15 protein-coding genes are annotated in these 16,783 nt (G+C 51.5%); 8 read left to right on the top strand and 7 right to left on the bottom strand.

Going from position 1 to position 16,783, the window contains the following annotated elements:
* Positions 1-45: 45 nt before the first annotated feature.
* Positions 46-1,791: a sensor histidine kinase gene (locus tag PJDR2_RS21300; protein ID WP_015845796.1), complete on the bottom strand. Its 1,746-nt coding sequence runs from the start codon at positions 1,789-1,791 to the stop codon at positions 46-48.
* On the bottom strand, positions 1,788-3,344 hold the full coding sequence (locus PJDR2_RS21295) for a response regulator transcription factor (protein ID WP_015845795.1): 1,557 nt from the start codon (positions 3,342-3,344) through the stop codon (positions 1,788-1,790). Before PJDR2_RS21295 ends, PJDR2_RS21300 begins: the two co-directional genes overlap by 4 nt.
* Positions 3,345-3,512: 168 nt before the next feature.
* Between PJDR2_RS21295 and PJDR2_RS21290 the strand changes: the two genes are divergently transcribed.
* From PJDR2_RS21290 to PJDR2_RS21280, 3 genes are all read left to right on the top strand, one after another.
* Positions 3,513-4,880, top strand: a complete 1,368-nt coding sequence (locus tag PJDR2_RS21290) for an extracellular solute-binding protein (RefSeq protein WP_015845794.1) — start codon at positions 3,513-3,515, stop codon at positions 4,878-4,880.
* Between the two features lie 90 nt (positions 4,881-4,970).
* A complete protein-coding gene (locus PJDR2_RS21285; RefSeq protein WP_041613542.1) occupies positions 4,971-5,882 on the top strand; it encodes a carbohydrate ABC transporter permease in 912 nt (303 codons plus the stop codon).
* The gene (locus tag PJDR2_RS21280) at positions 5,883-6,701 is read left to right on the top strand and encodes a carbohydrate ABC transporter permease (protein WP_015845792.1); all 819 of its coding nucleotides are present in this window, start codon (positions 5,883-5,885) and stop codon (positions 6,699-6,701) included.
* 64 nt (positions 6,702-6,765) lie between these two features.
* On the opposite strand, the gene PJDR2_RS21275 is transcribed toward PJDR2_RS21280, so the two are convergent.
* The 5 genes from PJDR2_RS21275 to PJDR2_RS21255 are packed head-to-tail and all read right to left on the bottom strand — an operon-like array spanning position 6,766 to position 11,610.
* Positions 6,766-7,674 carry an aldo/keto reductase gene (locus tag PJDR2_RS21275; protein WP_015845791.1) on the bottom strand — a complete coding sequence of 303 codons (909 nt, stop codon included), beginning with the start codon at positions 7,672-7,674 and terminating at the stop codon, positions 6,766-6,768.
* A gap of 31 nt (positions 7,675-7,705) precedes the next feature.
* Positions 7,706-8,611: an RraA family protein gene (locus tag PJDR2_RS21270; protein ID WP_015845790.1), complete on the bottom strand. Its 906-nt coding sequence runs from the start codon at positions 8,609-8,611 to the stop codon at positions 7,706-7,708.
* 36 nt (positions 8,612-8,647) lie between these two features.
* The gene (locus PJDR2_RS21265) at positions 8,648-10,033 is read right to left on the bottom strand and encodes a mandelate racemase/muconate lactonizing enzyme family protein (protein WP_015845789.1); all 1,386 of its coding nucleotides are present in this window, start codon (positions 10,031-10,033) and stop codon (positions 8,648-8,650) included.
* 39 nt (positions 10,034-10,072) lie between these two features.
* Positions 10,073-10,816 (bottom strand): SDR family NAD(P)-dependent oxidoreductase, encoded by a 744-nt coding sequence (locus tag PJDR2_RS21260; protein ID WP_015845788.1) that lies wholly within the window; start codon positions 10,814-10,816, stop codon positions 10,073-10,075.
* Positions 10,813-11,610, bottom strand: coding sequence for an SDR family NAD(P)-dependent oxidoreductase (locus PJDR2_RS21255; RefSeq protein ID WP_015845787.1), 798 nt, complete (start codon positions 11,608-11,610; stop codon positions 10,813-10,815). The genes PJDR2_RS21260 and PJDR2_RS21255 overlap by 4 nt, the downstream gene beginning before the upstream one ends.
* Before the next feature lie 250 nt (positions 11,611-11,860).
* On the opposite strand from PJDR2_RS21255, the gene PJDR2_RS21250 reads away from it, so the two are divergent.
* The 5 genes from PJDR2_RS21250 (at position 11,861) to PJDR2_RS21230 (ending at position 16,739) form a co-directional block, all read left to right on the top strand.
* Positions 11,861-12,514, top strand: a complete 654-nt coding sequence (locus tag PJDR2_RS21250; protein WP_015845786.1) for a GntR family transcriptional regulator — start codon at positions 11,861-11,863, stop codon at positions 12,512-12,514.
* A gap of 52 nt (positions 12,515-12,566) precedes the next feature.
* On the top strand, positions 12,567-13,715 hold the full coding sequence (locus PJDR2_RS21245) for a helix-turn-helix domain-containing protein (protein WP_015845785.1): 1,149 nt from the start codon (positions 12,567-12,569) through the stop codon (positions 13,713-13,715).
* Between the two features lie 54 nt (positions 13,716-13,769).
* Positions 13,770-14,762, top strand: a complete 993-nt coding sequence (locus tag PJDR2_RS21240) for a mannonate dehydratase (RefSeq protein ID WP_041613541.1) — start codon at positions 13,770-13,772, stop codon at positions 14,760-14,762.
* A 187-nt stretch (positions 14,763-14,949) separates the two neighbouring features.
* Entirely contained in the window at positions 14,950-15,906 is a 957-nt protein-coding gene (locus PJDR2_RS21235; RefSeq protein ID WP_015845783.1) for a carbohydrate ABC transporter permease, read from the top strand.
* The gene (locus tag PJDR2_RS21230; protein WP_015845782.1) at positions 15,903-16,739 is read left to right on the top strand and encodes a carbohydrate ABC transporter permease; all 837 of its coding nucleotides are present in this window, start codon (positions 15,903-15,905) and stop codon (positions 16,737-16,739) included. The genes PJDR2_RS21235 and PJDR2_RS21230 overlap by 4 nt, the downstream gene beginning before the upstream one ends.
* The last annotated feature ends 44 nt before the right edge of the window (positions 16,740-16,783 follow it).

Here is a 16,783-nt window from a genome sequence, read left to right as displayed (position 1 = left end):
ATCGGGGAATCCGATAATCAGCCTTTTTATTTACCGATAGAGTGCTTACTTGCTTAACTTAGGAAGCTGAATCGAGACGCGGGTACCTTGACCAACCTCGCTATCTATCTGTACGGATGCCTGGCTTCCGAACAAATGCTCCAGTCGCCTTTTCGTATTATTGAGACCGATGTGCCTCAGCCCGGGGCTGCTCTTTTTCTCATGCGATTCCCAAATCCTCTGCAGCCGTTCCGGCTCGATACCGATCCCATCATCCTCGATTGTGAGCAGGAGCTGGTTCTCGGATTCATAAGCGGCAATACGAATGGTGCCGGGCTCGTCCTTTGGGCATATGCCGTGGAAAATGGCATTTTCCACAAACGGCTGAATCAGAATGCGAGGCACAAGATATTGAAGCGACTGATCTTCCATCGCCCACTCCACCTTGAACATATCTGCGTACCGGTACGATTGAATATCTATGTAATCTCTTAAAAGCGAGACTTCGTTATGGAGCGGGACAAGCGAATCGTCTCCGCCCGTTTTTACCGCATCTTGCAGCACGCGAATAAAAGCGGAGACCATGCGGACGATGTCCTCATTCCCTTGTTTTTGGGCCATGTAAATAACGGCATTCAGCGTGTTGTAAACAAAATGCGGATTTAACTGCGACAATAGCAGCTCCATTTGGAGCTCGCGCTTATCCTTCTCGTGTTGGATGGATTCCTCGATGTGAGCCCTCAGCTGGCTTGTCATCCGGTTGAATCCGTTCCCTAGCTTCTCCATCTCGTCTCCGGTATTAATCTGCACGGATACCTGCAAATTACCGCTCGATATCGCATTCATGGCATTATACAGCCGCATGATCGGACGAGTAATGCGGAGGATAGCCGGAATCATAAGGGCAAGGATAAGCGAGGTGCTGACGAGCGTGAAGAAGCCGAGCAGGTACAAGACGATTTTGGCGCGGTCGAACAATGAAGCTTGCGAGATGAACGAGGCTAGCCGCCAGCCGGACGTTTCGAAACGGTCGACAAGCAGGTAGCCGTTATTCACGCGAAATGCCCCGTCTTTGTTCGTGCCGTCATCAAGATCTTGAACGAGACGGGCTACTGCTTGCTCGCCGTCATTCGGCTTAACATAGAGCACGTCGCCGGATTCGCTAAGCCAGGTTAAGTTGCCGAAAGGACTAAAGTCGAGCGTGGATTGAAAATGGCTGTAGTCGAGATTTACGATGAATCTACCGATCGTCTGCCCAGGCTTTTCGATATCCCGCACCGTCACGACATAGCTAATGATCGCCGTTTCGGAAGACGGCTTCTGGTCTGCAAGCATCCGATGAGGCTCGGTGAAGCCGTACTCGGTTCCGGACTGGACGAAATTCGAGTACCATGGCTCCTTCAAGCGCTCACTGAAATAGCTGTCGTTGCCAGCGGCGTTCCAGAACACTCGCCCGTCCGGAAGTATAAGCGCATAACTCGTTACCTCCTTGCGGAGTCCTTTGTAACCATCGACAAACTTGAACGTGCTCTGCAAGGCCTTGAATTGATCAAACGTGTCGAGCTGATCATACGTTTTGTAAAACTCTTGCAGCTGCTCGGCAATGATAAGCGTTAACGTAAATTTCGATATGTCATCGGACATGTAGTCGAGCTGTCGAACCGTCTGGCTCAGTTTCACTTTGTCTTCCTGCATCATTTGGCCGATCAGGATATGATTATAGTAGTAGTATGTAAAGGCGATGGACAGCAGAAAACTGACGACAGCGACGATAACGATTCTCCAGAAAATGACGGTGCGAAGCCTGGTCATCGGGCCTGCTCCTTTGCACGGAACTGATGGGGGAGAACGCCGGTCAGCCGCTTGAATACCTGACTGAAATGCTGGGGAGAACGATAGCCGACGCGAGCGGAGACTTCCGCCATTTTGGCGTCTTCGCGCATAAGGATTAATTTAGCCTGCTTAATACGGTATTCGGTCAAGTAGTCAAGAAAGGTGCGGTTAAGCTCCCGCTTAAATAGCTCGTGCAAATATCTTACGCTAATGCCGGTTGCATTAGCGGCATCCTCGACCCCAATCTCGTCCTGGAAGTGAGCATGGAGGTAGCGTAACGCTTGCAGCAGCTTGGGCGACAGCTGTTTGAGGGCAGCCGATCTATGCTCGCTCAGCTCGCCGAAAGCACGGAGGAACCGGTCGCGTATATCGGCTAAATTGTATAAGGGACCGGCCGTTCTTGGATCGAGCGGGTCCTCCTCAGGAAGTCCCGCTGCCGCAAGTCGTTCGCGGTACAGGGTGGTCAGCGAACGGATGGCTTCGTACAAACCGTTCAAGTTCCATTCCGGCTGCAAGAGACTGTCGAACCATTCCTTGACAACGCTTGCAAAACTGCCGTAATCCTCTCGCATGAAACAGGATGCCGACGCGTCAAGCCACCGTCGGCTGCATTCCGCGTTTATAGACGCCAAACGGAACGGAAGGGGAAGACCATCGGCGCATGCGAGAGAACCACGGCCAGAGAATACGGTGTGCCGCGCTGCTTCTTCCAGCTTGCGAATCAAGACAGGCAGACGGGCTATGTCGGTACATTCGAACGCGAGATAGAGCGAGACAGTACGGCCAAGTTGTTCTTCGAGCCCGCGCTGCATTACCGATGCGAGCTTATACATGGCATCTCGCTGAACGGTGGCGCTTTTATCGCGCTGTTCGAATAATACAACCAGTCGGCCTGCTCCATGCGCGAATTCCCCAATCAATTCCCAGTTTGCTGGTTTCTCCCCGTGTCTAAAGCCTTCCGTCCATCCCGTAGTCCCGCTATTATCTGGCGCCCCTGTGACGGATGGGATTGTCGTGAACGGCATATCTGCTTGCAAGAGCAGCGCGCATAGCGGCGGCCGCGCGATATGACCGCCGTGCTTGACCGGCTGACCGCTGGCGAAAAACGCTTCTTTTATCTGTTCGGAGCGGGAGAGCTTGCGCTGCCGCTCACTCATTTCCCAAGCGAGTTTTGCTTTTGCAAGTTCCAGTATAAGCTTGTCGCAATCAACCTCGTGCTTAACAAGGTAACTCGACACGCAGCCGAGCGATATTGCTTGACGGGCATAATTAAAATCCTCGTAAGCGCTCATCACAATGAAGTTAACGCCCCAGCCGCGTTCGGCTACCGCTCGGATAAGCTCAAGCCCATCCATAACCGGCATGCGGATATCCACGATCATGATTTGCGGACGATGCTCTTCACAGAGCCGAAGTGCGCTTCTGCCGTTTGTTGCCGCCGCTGCGATTTCATATCCGTTCTCTTCCCATGGTATTAGCGTTCGGATATGCTCCAGGGCAATGCGTTCATCATCCACCAATATGATCTTCATCGAAGGCAGCCTCCCATGTCCATATTTGAATTCATTATACTCTACGAAATAAAGGCGGTGAAGCAAAGTGCAGAATCCCGACCAAAAGTGCAGTTTTGTTATGTTTACGCTTTCATAGAGACTTGTATATGATGAGAGCGTAACCAAAAACCTAAGGGAGGACTTGGGATGCTTCGTTCGAAATGGGGAAGAGGAATCGCACAGGCAATGACCGCTTTGACTCTTGTTAGTTTGCTTGCCGCATGTTCAGGCGGTAGCGGCGGCAATAACGGAGGCAACGGCGGCGGAAACGTGAAGTCAAGCACTCCGGCGGCAGAAACCGAGAATAACGGCGCTACGGCAGACGCAGGCACTAAGGAGCTTACAGGGGAGTTCGTGCTCTGGACCTGGGAGCCGGAACATCCTACGTCGATCGCTGCTTTTAACGAAAAATATCCGGGGATCAAAATTAAGCGGGTGCAGGTCGAAGCGGCGGATGTCCCGAAGAAGCTGCAGACAACGATTGCCTCTGGCGGCGAGCTGCCTGACGTTATTCGGATCGAGCGTGGGCAGAAGGCAAAGATTTTCAGTATGGATATTCTGCAAGATTTAGAAGCCGACCCTTATAATGCAGACCGCAACGTGTTATTCGAGTATGACGCTCCGGCATTCTCCATGAATGATCATCTGGTTGCTATTCCGGACGATATGAGCGTTGCCGGGGTTGCTTACATCAAGCCGCTCGCCAAGGAGTATCTCGGTACGGACAATCCCGAAGAGATCGAAGCCATGCTGCCGGACTGGGACGCATTTATCGCCAAAGGCGTAGAAGTATTGGATAAGAGCGGCGGTAAGGTCATGATGTTCCCGAGTCTTGGCGGTGTTTACGATATCCTCAAGGGACAACGGGATGAGCCGTACTTCGAGGATAACAAGTTAAACGTTCAGCTGCTTCAAAGCGTAGTAACGCGGCTAGTCCAGTTCCGCGATGCGGGCATTGTAGACAAGCTTGACCAATGGACGCCGGCCTGGAACGCCTCGTTTGGCGGCGATAAATATATGTTTACGCCAAGCCCGGTCTGGATGCCGCAATATGTTATCGGACCAAATGACAAGAAGCCTGACCGGTGGGCTCTGATGGTAGCTCCAGAAGGAGGCTATATCCGGGGCGGCTCGTCGCACGGTATTCCAAAAGGCGCCAAGAACGCCGAGCTGGCTTGGAAATGGATCGAATTTACTTCGATGTCGCAGGCAGGCGCGGAAGCGCAGAAGAAAGACGGCGTATTTACCCATTTCAAAGAGGCGTACCAGAATAAAGAATTCTCGAATTGGACGTGGGAGAATTTTGGCAGCCAGGATATTGGCGAAAAGTTCTTCGTAGACATCTCCGGGGTGACGACGGACGTTGCCGAGAACGTGAACGATCAGGTGCTTGATGAAGCGATGAGCATCGTGCTGCAGACTCTCGCGAAGGATAAAAGCTTCGGCGTGGAGCAGGCGATGGACCGGATCCAAAAAGAGCTGAAGGCGAAAGTACCGGACATCACGTTCGGATAACGGCTTGCCGGATGCGAAAGAGACGCTGGGAGCGGCCGGGCGGCCGCTCTTTGCGCTTTCCGTGACCTTATAACGATCGGAGTGAGAATGATGGATGTGGTGAAGCGAAAATGGGCGCCGTATCTTTTTCTGTCACCTTATATGCTGTTTTACGCGGCCTTTGGCCTGATTCCAATCCTGTTTTCGTTTTATGTGAGTCTGACGAGTTGGAACGGAATTGGCAAAAAAACGTTCGTTGGGCTGGACAACTATGCCTTTCTGTTTAATCCCGACTCCTATTTCTTCACCTCAGTCGGGAATACGCTGCTATTCGTTGCCGTGTCGCTGCCGCTTCAGATGGCTTTCGGACTTGCGATTGCTTCGCTGCTCTACAGCAAATTCGTGAAGTGGAAAGCCTTTTTTCAGCTTGTTAACTTCCTGCCGTACATCGTTACGCCGGTTGCAGTCGGCCTCATGTTCAACCTGTTGTTCGATTGGCAGGCTGGTTTCGTCAACAAGCTGCTGCTCGAATTCGGTCTCATCGACGAAGGGATCTATTGGCTTGGCGAACCGATGTATGCCCGTATCGTCATCATATTGATGCTTTTTTGGAAGGGCTTTGGCTACACGATGATCTTTTATCTGGCAGGTCTTGCAAACATTTCGAAGGATTTGCATGAAGCGGCTGCCGTCGACGGGGCGACCGGCATGAAATCTTTCTGGACCATAACGCTGCCATTGCTTCGCCCGGTTACAACCTTCGTAGCCATTACGGGAATCATCGGCGGCTTCCAATTGCTGGAGGAGCCAATGCTGCTGCTTGGCGGCGCAGGAATGGGCTCGGCGTCTGCCGTCATCGGCGGACCGGAACGCTGCTGCCTGACGACCGTCTGGAATATGTATGACACGGCTTTCGGCAGTACAACTCGTTATGGACTAGGTGCGGCGATTGCTTATGGACTTTGTTTCATTATTGCCGTATTTTCGTTTGTTGGCACCAAGTTCTACAGGGAGGAATCCTAAATGAGCACACGATCGCGTACGGTTACCGCGACGGTCAGTATCGCGCTGTTGTCGATCGTCGCTTTGCTGCCGTTCTATATTATGGTTGTAATGGGCACATACAGGAACGAGGACCTTTTTACGAAAATCGTACTCTATCCGGGCAACTACCTCGTGGAAAATTTCAAGACGGTCGCAGCGAGCCGGTTTGATCTGGCCTACTGGAACAGTTTTGTCGTCTCGGCTGCGAGCACGCTGCTGTCGGTGTTCGTCAGCGCGCTTGCCGGGTTTGCGTTCGCAAAATACGATTTCCGGTTTAAATCGAAAATTTTCGGAGCCGTACTGCTGACAATGATGATTCCGGGTCAGCTTGGCCTTGTCGCTTATGTTATCGAGATGCGCTATCTGAGCCTTTCCGATACCTTGATGCCGCTCATCCTGCCTTGGGTGGCAAACGCATTTGGCGTGTACTGGATGACGCAGTTCATCCGCGGCGCGGTACCGGTCGAGGTAATCGAGAGCGCACGCATCGACGGCTGTTCGGATCTCGGGATCTTCTTCCGGATCGTGTTGTCCTTTATATATCCGGCATTGACCACGCTGTCTCTGCTTGTCTTCCTCTGGTCGTGGAATAACTACCTGCTGCCGTTAATCGTCATTAACAAGCCGGAAATGTACACGATCCCGCTTGGCATCACGACGCTGGGCTCCGCGTATAGAACCGATCTTGCGGCGCAAATCCTGGGATTGTCGATCGGAACGCTGCCGGTGCTTGTTCTATTCGCAATTGGCTCGAAAAGCTTCATTCGGGGCTTAACAGCCGGATCCGTTAAAGGGTAAATGGTGTATGAAAAAGAAACGAGCCAATGGAAGTTGAATTCCAAAGGCTCGTTTCTTTTTTTATTTATTTCGTAATTGCCGTTCTTCCAATAGCGTCCAGACGTTTTTTAGCTTCCTCGTAGACGTCGCTTGGGAGCGGGCCAAGCTCGGCGTAACGGAGATTTTCTGCCAAATGGGAGGGATTCTTGGTGCCAACGATCGTTGTCGTCATGGAAGGGTGGGACAAGGTGAATCGCAGCAGAAACCCGGTCCGTTGCTCGCCATGCTCCAATAATTCGTCCAGCTTGGCCTGCTCCCATGCGCTCCATCGTTCCTCCGAGCCTCGCCCGATACCCGGTTCGCCTTGGCCAACGCCGCCGCGTACGATGATGCCGGCTCCGGTATCCGCTGCTTTCGTCACCCAGTCCTCGTGCTCGCGTTCCAGCGCGGAGTAGGGCAGTTGGAACGTATCGAACGTTCCCCAATCTACGAAGGCCGGAAGATTCGGAAGGTAAGAGGATACGCCGATGTAACGGGCTTTTCCGCTGGCTTGGATTTCCTTCAGCGCGTCGACCAGCGCGCCTTCCTCGGCTTGCTGCACCGTTGGTCCATGCAGCTGCAAGACGTCGACATAGTCGGTTTTCATGCGCTTTAAGCTTGTATCGATGTTATGAAGCAAATTATCGCGCGTCCAAATATGGGACGTCTCGTCATGCTCGCCGCGGTTTGTGACGCAGCAGCCGCATTTCGTCGCCAGAATAAACTCGTCCCGGCGATGGCTGATGAAGCGGCCAATTAATTCTTCGCTGCGGCCGTAATCGTAAGAAGTGTCAATCAGGTTAATGCCAGCGTCGAGCACGGTATTCAGGATGAGACCCGCATCGGCGTCCTCGACCGGTCTTCCATTCCATACGCGTGGACCGCGTATTTCCATGGCGCCGTAGCTTAATCTCGTAACCTGCAACCCGGTACGGCCTAATATCGCTTTATCCATCGATTAAGCTCCTTTTTATTCCTATTTTACCTCATAACCGGACATCGCTGGAAGGACCGTTATTTTCATTGCGGCGCGCTTCTTCGAGCTCTTGCTCCCAGGTCAAATGCCGGTAAGGCACGGCAGCTTTGTCGGTGTCGAACCATTGGATGAAGTCCTGCCACATGGCCGTCGTCCAAGATGCGTCGATTTGTGCTGTTGTATAAGTTCTGCTGTTCAATCGGGCAAAACCAAACACGTCGCGAACTTGCGATTTTTCCGCATGGGTTGCCGTCAATTCCGCTAGGTGGGCCGGGATGAAGATGACGCCTGCCGGCGTGCCAAGCACGACGTCGCCGGGGAGGCAGACGGCCCGGCCAATGCGGGCAGGAACGTTCATGCCAACCATCGTGACGTCGGCGATTGCGGTCGGGTCGCTGCCCCGATAGAAAACATTAATGTTTTCGATTTGCTGAACCTGCTGATTGTCCCGTATTCCGCCCCAAATAACGGCGCCTCCGGTCTTCGTACGGGTTGATATAGCCGTGGATAGGTTACCGCCTACGTAGGTGCCTTGATAGATTTTATCGAACATATCGATAACGGCGACATCCTCTTCCTCCAGCGAATCGATCACCCATTGGTTGAAAAAGCCTCTGCGATCCTCTTGCTCATGGCCGTAATTCAGCAGCGTATCATGCAAATCCGGACGCTTGGGCACCATGACGGCCGTAACCGCGCGGCCCACCATCACTTTGTTCGGATGAATGATCTTGAAATCGCCCTCGAATTGATAATGATATCCTCTCGACCACAGCGGTCCCCAAGCTTCCTCAAGCGTAATCCTGCTTAATCGGCCAAGCACGCTGGACGGTACTTTGGGACGGCCGTCCGGGAAGCGCTCGCCTTGCCATAGCGGCGACAGCTGAATCGTATCTTCTGCATTATTAAATTTCATATCGGACACCTCGCTTTATTTTTTTTGATTTCACTGCTAGCTCCAAAGCCGGTCGTTGGACCAGTAGCCGTTCCATTCGTCGGTAGGGAGCCACAATCCTGGAATTTCCGGGTGCAGATGCTGTGCGATAACCTCGTCGTTAAGCGCTTCGATGCCAAGTCCCGGCGCATCAGGCACATGAATGAAGCCATTCTGAACCAGCGGCTTTGGCAGCTTGCTGACGATGAGATCGTCCCACCATTCCACATCGACGGAATGGTATTCGAGCGCCAGGAAGTTTTCCGTGGCGGCTGCTGCATGTACGGCTGCGAGGCAGGCAATGGGGCTCTCCGCCATATGGATGGCCATCGCGACGCCGTATTCCTGGGCCATGTCGCCGATTTTCTTCGTTTCCAGAATACCGCCCGTCGTAAGCACGTCTGGATGAATGACGGATACGCCGCCGGATTCCAGGAGCGGTTTGAAGTTCTCCTTGAGATAGATGTCTTCTCCGGTGCAGATCGGAGTCGTCACCGCGCTTGCAAGCTGTGCGTATTGATTCGCGTATTGCCACGGAATCATGTCTTCCATCCAAGCCAGATTGTATTTTTCGATGCGGCGGCCCAGCTTGATGCAATCCTGCAAGCCGATGTGCCCGAAATGGTCTACGGCAAGAGGTACTTCGTAGCCGACGACCATACGAACGTCGGCTACGTATTGTTCCAGCATGTCGAGACCTTTCTCGGTCACGTGAATGCCCGTAAACGGATGAGCGATATTATAAATATCGTAGTGGCGGCTGCGTATTTCCCGCAGCTGATGCTCCGTGAGGTTCGCATGCTTTCGGGAATACCAGGATTTGGACAGCGCTTTCATTTCCTCCAAGAAGCCAAGCGGGGCGCTTAACGTTCCGGGCTCGTTTATAATTTGATTGATGCCCAGATCCATCTTTAGGAAGGTGTAGCCTTGTTCCATTCTTTTTTGCAGCGCCAGACCCATGGCTTTTCCCGTATCTTTGCCGTCGACGTCGGTATCGCAATACATGCGGATCTTGTCGCGGAATTTACCGCCAAGCATTTGATAGATGGGCATGCCGTAAGCCTTGCCGGCGATATCCCATAGCGCGATCTCAATGCCGCTCACGCCGCCGCCTTGCCTGGACTGTCCGCCGAATTGTTTGATTCTGCGGAACAGCTTGTCGATATTGCACGGATTTTCGCCCAGCAGCCTGCTTTTTAGCTGAAGGGCAAACTGTTTGTCGGCGCCATCGCGTACCTCGCCGAAACCAACGATGCCTTGGTTCGTGAACACCTTGATCAAGCTGCAGTGCATTGGAGCGCCCGCGATATCGGCAAAACGAATGTCGGTAATGCGAAGCTCCGAAGGGGTGGAGTAGGTATTGACGTGGGCTAACGTGCTTTCATAGGTTTCCTGTTGAGTCATGGGCATTGCTCCTTTGCGGAATTTGGGATAAACAATGGATTACATCAACATGCCGGCACCATCCACGCGGATGGTGGAGCCGGTCATAAACGAAGCTTCGTCAGAGGCCACGTAGCAGGCTAGTGAAGCAATGTCCTCAGGTAGTCCGACGCGTCCAAGCGGGAATTTTTTGCGGTTTGGTTCCTTATGCGATGCCTTGAACTTGCCTACGTCGACCGCACCGGGCGCGATTGTATTGACCGTTATGCCATAACGTGCTAGCTCAATAGCGCTTTCCCTCCCGAGCATTTTGATGCCGCCTTTCGACATGCAGTACACAACGTCGAAATCGGTAGGTCTTTTGCCATGCACGGAGGAAATGTTAATAATGCGGCCAAAATGCCGTTCCTTCATGTAAGGGATAACCGTCTGCATGCATTGCCAGTACCCTTTAAGGTTAATGTTCATGACGCGGTCGTATAGTTCTTCCGTATATTCAAACCAAGGGATGTTTAACTGAAGAGCGGCATTGTTGACCAGAATGTCTATGCCGCCAAGCTCAGCTGCAGCCGTGTCGACCATGCGGATAACCTGCCCCCGGTCGGCGACGTCGGCTTGCACGGTTATGCACTCGCCGCCAAGCTCTTCGATTTGATGCTGCGTATCTTTGGCTCCGGCATCGCTGGAATTATAGTGAATGGCAACCTTCGCGCCGCGCTTTGCCAGCGCTAAGGCAATACCTTTGCCGATGCCCGTTCCCGCGCCGGTGACAAGTGCCGATTTTCCTATCAAGCTGTGGCTCATGGCGTTCGCGTCGCCTCCTCGGCCGGTTTGTTCATGCGATGATCCATATAATGCAGGAGAAAACCGCCGTCCAGCCGGATATCGGCTCCGTTCAAATAACCGGCTTCCTCTCCGGCAAGGAAGAAGGCAAGCTCGGCCAAATCGCTAGCCGTCCCGAGCTTTGTGCTTGGCACCTTATAACGGTAATCGTCATAAAGTCCGGAAACCGGGCTTTGGAACGCCATATCCGAGCCTTCGACCGGGCCCATCTCAATTACATTGACGCGGATGCCGGATCGGCCGAGAAATAACGCTGCTTCATGAGCCAGCATCTTCACGGCTCCTTGCGAGATGCTGTAAGTGAAGGACGATCCAGTAGGCTTCTCGTTATGAATAGAGCTGACGAAAATCATGCTTCCGAAGCCTCTTGCCGCCATCCGTTTACCTATCGCTTGGGTACAGAAGAAAGCGGATTTGGCGTTTTTTCGCATGATTTCGACAAACTCCGTTTCTTCGCAGCTTTCGACGGAGGCGGGACTTATCGCACCGCGATTGTAGATCATGACGTCGACGGGGCCAAGCAGCTCCTCAGCCTGATCCAGCATCGTCGATAAGTCGCCGCTGCTGCTAAGATCGGCATGGGTAACATGCAAGTTTGAGCCTGCGGCTGAGCAGGACGCGAGCACGTTGTCCCATTCCTTATCCTCTTGAAAACTGTTCAAAATGAGATTCGCGCCATCCTGGCTAAACCGTGCGATAAGTTCCTCGGCGGACCAGCTGTCGGCATCCGCGATAAAGACCACTTTCCTCTTCAAACGATATACACCCCCTCATGAATCCTGGACTCTCTTCGGCAGGCGATTTGCTTTACATGACCATCTTACCGACCGATTGAAGCAAAAAGCCATGCCTTAAAATTATGATTTTGTTTGTTTTTTTACGGTTGATAAGACTTGAAAAAGGTGGGAAATTTTCATCTTGACTTTCCCGTCCGAAGCGAATAGCATCGAATTATCGATTATCGATAATCCACAAAATTTCCAAATTTCAAGGTGGTGAGAGCCCGTGTCCATCGAAACAGCCAGTTCAGAGCAAAGTCCAATCTCTCTTAGCGAGCATGTCTATATCGCCTTAAAGAGAAAAATTATGAAGGGTGAACTGCTGCCCGGACACCGCATGATCGTTTTGGATATCGCCAAGCAATTCAGCGTCAGTCAAGCACCGGTTAGGGAGGCGCTCGAGAGACTGAAGCAGGAAGGTCTTATTGTCGGCAAAATGAATAAAGGCTCGGCTGTTTCCGAGATTACAGCCAAGGAGATACGAGACATTTACGAGCTCCGGCAAATGGTCGAAGGTCAGGCGCTTCGCAGAGCGATGAAAGTGCTGGAGGATAAGGATATTGCTTACCTGGAAAGCGTCATTGAAGGCATGCGGGAAGCGATCGACAAGGACGATCCGTACCGGCTGGTTGAACTGGATATGCTCTTTCACGGGTACTTTTATTTGAGGAGCGGCAATGATCTTCTATACGACATTTGGAATAGCATCAAAACGAAAGTTATGCGCTTTATTACGGTAACGAACAAGGATCACCCGGGCCATACTCTTTCTGACTCCCATACCGAAATATTGGATCTGATCAAATCAGGCGACGTCGATAAGACGGAAACGAATCTGATAAGGGGATTGGATTTCTATAAAAACTATACCGGAGAGTAGCCCATCAGCCACAATCTTTTATTCATCCTTTCACAAGAGAGGAGTGCCGATTATGAAGCAAGGGGTAATGGATCGTATCCAGACGCTAAACGACCTGCTCCCCGGCAGAAGCTTTGAAGCCGGAGAAATGAAGAGGAGGCTGGAAGAGAGCGGGCTGCACGCTTATTATTCCTACCCGGCTCTAGCCCTGTTTTGCGTTAGCAGCGCAGAGGCGGATTTATGGTCCCGAAGATACGCTGTGGATGAACTGTATGCGTTTATCAAGCGTTATGGAGCAGACAACACTGCTATTCTGCCGGATGACAGGGGAAACGTCGGAGTCATTTTCTCCTGGGACGACCGCGAATCCGTCATGAAGCTGTACGGCAGCATTTGCAAGCAAGAGCATAGCTTTAACCCTCAATTGATCTCGCTAGGCATCAGCAATCCTACTTCGCAATTATCAAGTCTGCATCACGGATACGAGCAAGCCCTCTTCGCAATGAATCACCGATTCTACCAAAAACATTCACAGCCCATTTACTTCAGCAGTATTCCCGAGTATACAATGGACGCCGAGTACCCCCTAGAAAGGGAAGACGAGCTCCTGCACATCCTGACCCGCGATTCTAACACCGAATATGCAACAACCCGGCAAGCGGTGGAAGACTTTTACGGGAAGCTCATTCGAAACGGACCTCTGCCTGTCAAAAAAGTCGTCGACGCGACGCTTCAGCTCCTGGTCAGTCTGCAGCTGCGGGTCAAATACGAGCTAGGCCAGTCCCATCTATGCAGCACGCCCGATATTACGGCGCTTACGCAGATGAATACACTGGAAGAGATGACAGATGCCGTGTGCAAGGCGATAAAAGGATGGGGAGGTACGCCTAGCGCCTCCGACAGCCTGAATCGCAACCTAGTAAAGAAAGCGGTTACATTAATGGAGGAGGAATACGATAAGGCATCCTTGCACTACGTCGCCGATAAAGTATTCATTACCCCCGCCTATTTGAGCTCCTTATTCAAATCAAAAATGGGTGTCACATTTATCGAGCATCTAACCCGCATCCGAATATCCCATGCCAAAAAACTGCTCAAGCAGACGCATTTAAGAAACTACGAGGTCGCCGAACGAGTAGGCTACCAGGACTCTCGTTATTTCAGTCAAATTTTCAAAAAGAAGGTGGGTTTGTCTCCAAGCGAATTCCGGGACGCAAATTAAGCAGCTATCAATATATTGGGGGTTATTAACGAAAATGAAGGAGCGTGCATGGTTATGAAACTAGCCGAATTTTTCACTTCCCATCCGAACCAGCTATGGCATTTGGCGAAGCAGATGGGGGTCGATTATGCCGTTGGTCCGCTGCCCAAGGAAGATAACGGCTTGAAGCCGTGGGATTATATGAATCTGCTGCACATGAAGCAGCGTTACGAGAATCACGGAATTCAGCTGCTTGTGATTGAATCGGCACCGCCAACGAATAAAATTAAGCTTGGCTTGCAGGGCCGCGACGAAGAAATTGAATGGATGGGCCAGCTTATATCGAATATGGGCGCTCTTGGCATCCCCGTCTTATGCTACAATTTCATGGCGCAATTCAATTGGTTCCGCACCTCGACGACAACGCGTACCCGCGGCGGGGCGCTTGTGTCCAGCTACGATCATTCTTTGATGCAAAGCGCGCCTCTTACGGAAGCGGGGATCGTAACGGAGGATCATTTATGGGACAACCTGCGTTATTACTTGGAGAGAATTGTGCCAATTGCCGAGAAAGCGAAGGTCAAGCTGGCTTTGCATCCCGACGATCCGCCTATTAGCCCGATTCGCGGCGTATCGCGCATTCTTCGTAATGCGGAGGCTTTGCAGCGTGCAATTGATCTTGTGCCAAGCGAATACAGCGGAATTACGTTATGCCAAGGCACGCTCGCGACCGCGGGCCAGCATATCCCGGATGTCATCCGCCATTTCGCGGCTCAGAACAAGTTGTTTTTCGTGCATTTCCGCGACGTCGTCGGTACGCCGGACAAATTCCAGGAAACGTTTCACGATGACGGCCAGACCGATATGTACGAGGCGATGAAAGTGTATTATGAGGTCGGATTTGACGGACCGGCGAGGCCCGATCATGTGCCAACAATGGAAGGGGAAGACAATACGAATCCCGGTTACGAAACGCTTGGACGTCTGTATGGCGTAGGGTATATCAAAGGCTTGATGGAGGCTGCCATGGCGGAAAGAAAGTCGTATGCCGGGAGCTTGAACGGATAATCGAGTTAATAGAGGAAGGAAGCTATGCATGCTGCGGCTGCATAGCTTTTTTTTGCTATAAGAGTCATTTTCAGGTCTTTTAAGAGTGTAAAAAAACAAACCAATTCATAATTCTATCGCATGTACACATGTAAGCGATTTCAATAGAATGAGCCTTATAGATGCTGTGAGGGGGGATGAACATGAAATGAAGGCTGAAGCTATGAATAAGCCGGCAGCGGCAACCAAGCTGCGCTTGACGAAGAAGCTCAAAGGAACCAATGATAACAACCTGGCAGGCTATATTTTCATTTCACCTTGGTTAATAGGCTTTTTATTGCTTACCGCATGGCCGATCATTCAATCGTTTTATTTGTCCTTTACGGAGTATTCGCTGCTCGAGGCTCCGACCTGGACCGGAACAGATAACTACGCCAACATTTTCACTAGCGATAACGATTTCAAGACATCGCTTAAAGTCACCTTTATCTTCGTATTGTTTTCCGTCCCGCTTAAGCTTTTCTTTTCCTTGATGGTCGCAATGATGCTGAACAAAAATGTGAAGGGCATGAATCTGTACCGGACGGCGATCTATTTCCCTTCTCTCATTGGCGGGAGCATTGCCGTAGCGGCGCTATGGCGCAACATGTTTAATCTGAACGGCTATTTCAATCATGTGCTTTCCTGGTTCGGCATTCAAGGCGTCGGATGGATAACGAATCCGCATACCTCGCTCGGAACTCTAATTTTGCTGAATACATGGCAATTCGGCTCTACGATGGTTATATTCCTGGCCGGACTGAAACAGATTCCTGGCGAGCTTTATGAATCGGCATCGGTTGACGGCGCCTCGAAGCTCCGAAAGTTTTTCCATATCACGCTTCCGATGCTGTCGCCTGTCATGTTTTTCAACTTGGTGCTTGGCATTATCGGCTCCTTTCAAATGTTCACCTCCGCGTTTATCGTTACGCAGGGCGGCCCGATCAATTCGACGTACATGTACGCGCTATTCCTCTACGAGAAGGCGTTTAAGCATTATCAAATGGGATACGCTTCCGCGCTCGCCTGGATTCTGCTCGTTATCGTAGCGCTAATGACCGCCATTAACTTTCTGGTATCGCGCTATTGGGTATTTTACGAGACGGACGGAGGGAAGCAAAAGTGAACAAAACGCTAAGAAATTATAAAGTTACCAGCCATCTGCTGCTGATTGCGTTCTCTCTCCTGATGCTTTATCCCGTTATCTGGTGGGTTGGCGCTTCGCTCAAAACGACGGCCGAGATGAGCTCGCCTTCCATCTGGCCCTCAACGCCGCTGTGGGAAAATTACACTAAGGGCTGGCAATTCTCTCCGGAATTCACGTTTGGACGTTTTTTCGGAAATACGCTCCTTATGGAGTTCTGGAACGTGCTGGGGGGCGTTCTTACAAGCGCGATCGTGGCATACGGCTTTGCGCGTCTAAACTTTAAGTTTCGCGGCGCTTTATTCTCTATCCTATTGCTTACGATGATGCTGCCGGGGCAAGTGACGATTGTTCCGCAGTATATTCTCTACAATAAGATGCAGCTCATGGACAGCTACATACCTTTAGTTCTTCCTCACTTCTTCGGCGGCGGCGCATTTTTTATCTTTTTGCTAGTGCAATTCATAAGAGGCCTTCCGCGGGAACTGGACGAAGCGGCCAAGATCGACGGTGCTTCCGTCTACGGCATTTTCTATCGGATTGTTTTACCGCTGATTAAGCCTGCTTTGGTGACCGTGGCAATATTTACGTTCATATGGAGCTGGGACGATTTCTTCGCGCAAATGCTGTACTTGAATTCGGTTGGCAAGTTTACGGTTGGTCTGGCGCTGCGCATGTACGTGGATCAGTTCGAGATCCAATGGGGCAGGCTGCTTGCGATGTCGCTGCTTTCGGTTATGCCGTCCGTTGTTTTGTTCTTCTTCGCTCAGAAGCAGTTTGTCGAGGGAATTGCAACAACGGGCTTAAAGGGATAACGACATGGCGGGTTCAACCTCAAAAATACAAGGTAAAGGGGAAA

The sequence above is a fragment of the Paenibacillus sp. JDR-2 genome (genome assembly GCF_000023585.1).
Classification (GTDB): domain Bacteria; phylum Bacillota; class Bacilli; order Paenibacillales; family Paenibacillaceae; genus Pristimantibacillus.
The sequence above is the reverse complement of the archived record's forward strand: the minus strand, read 5'-3'. Positions and strand labels throughout refer to the sequence as shown.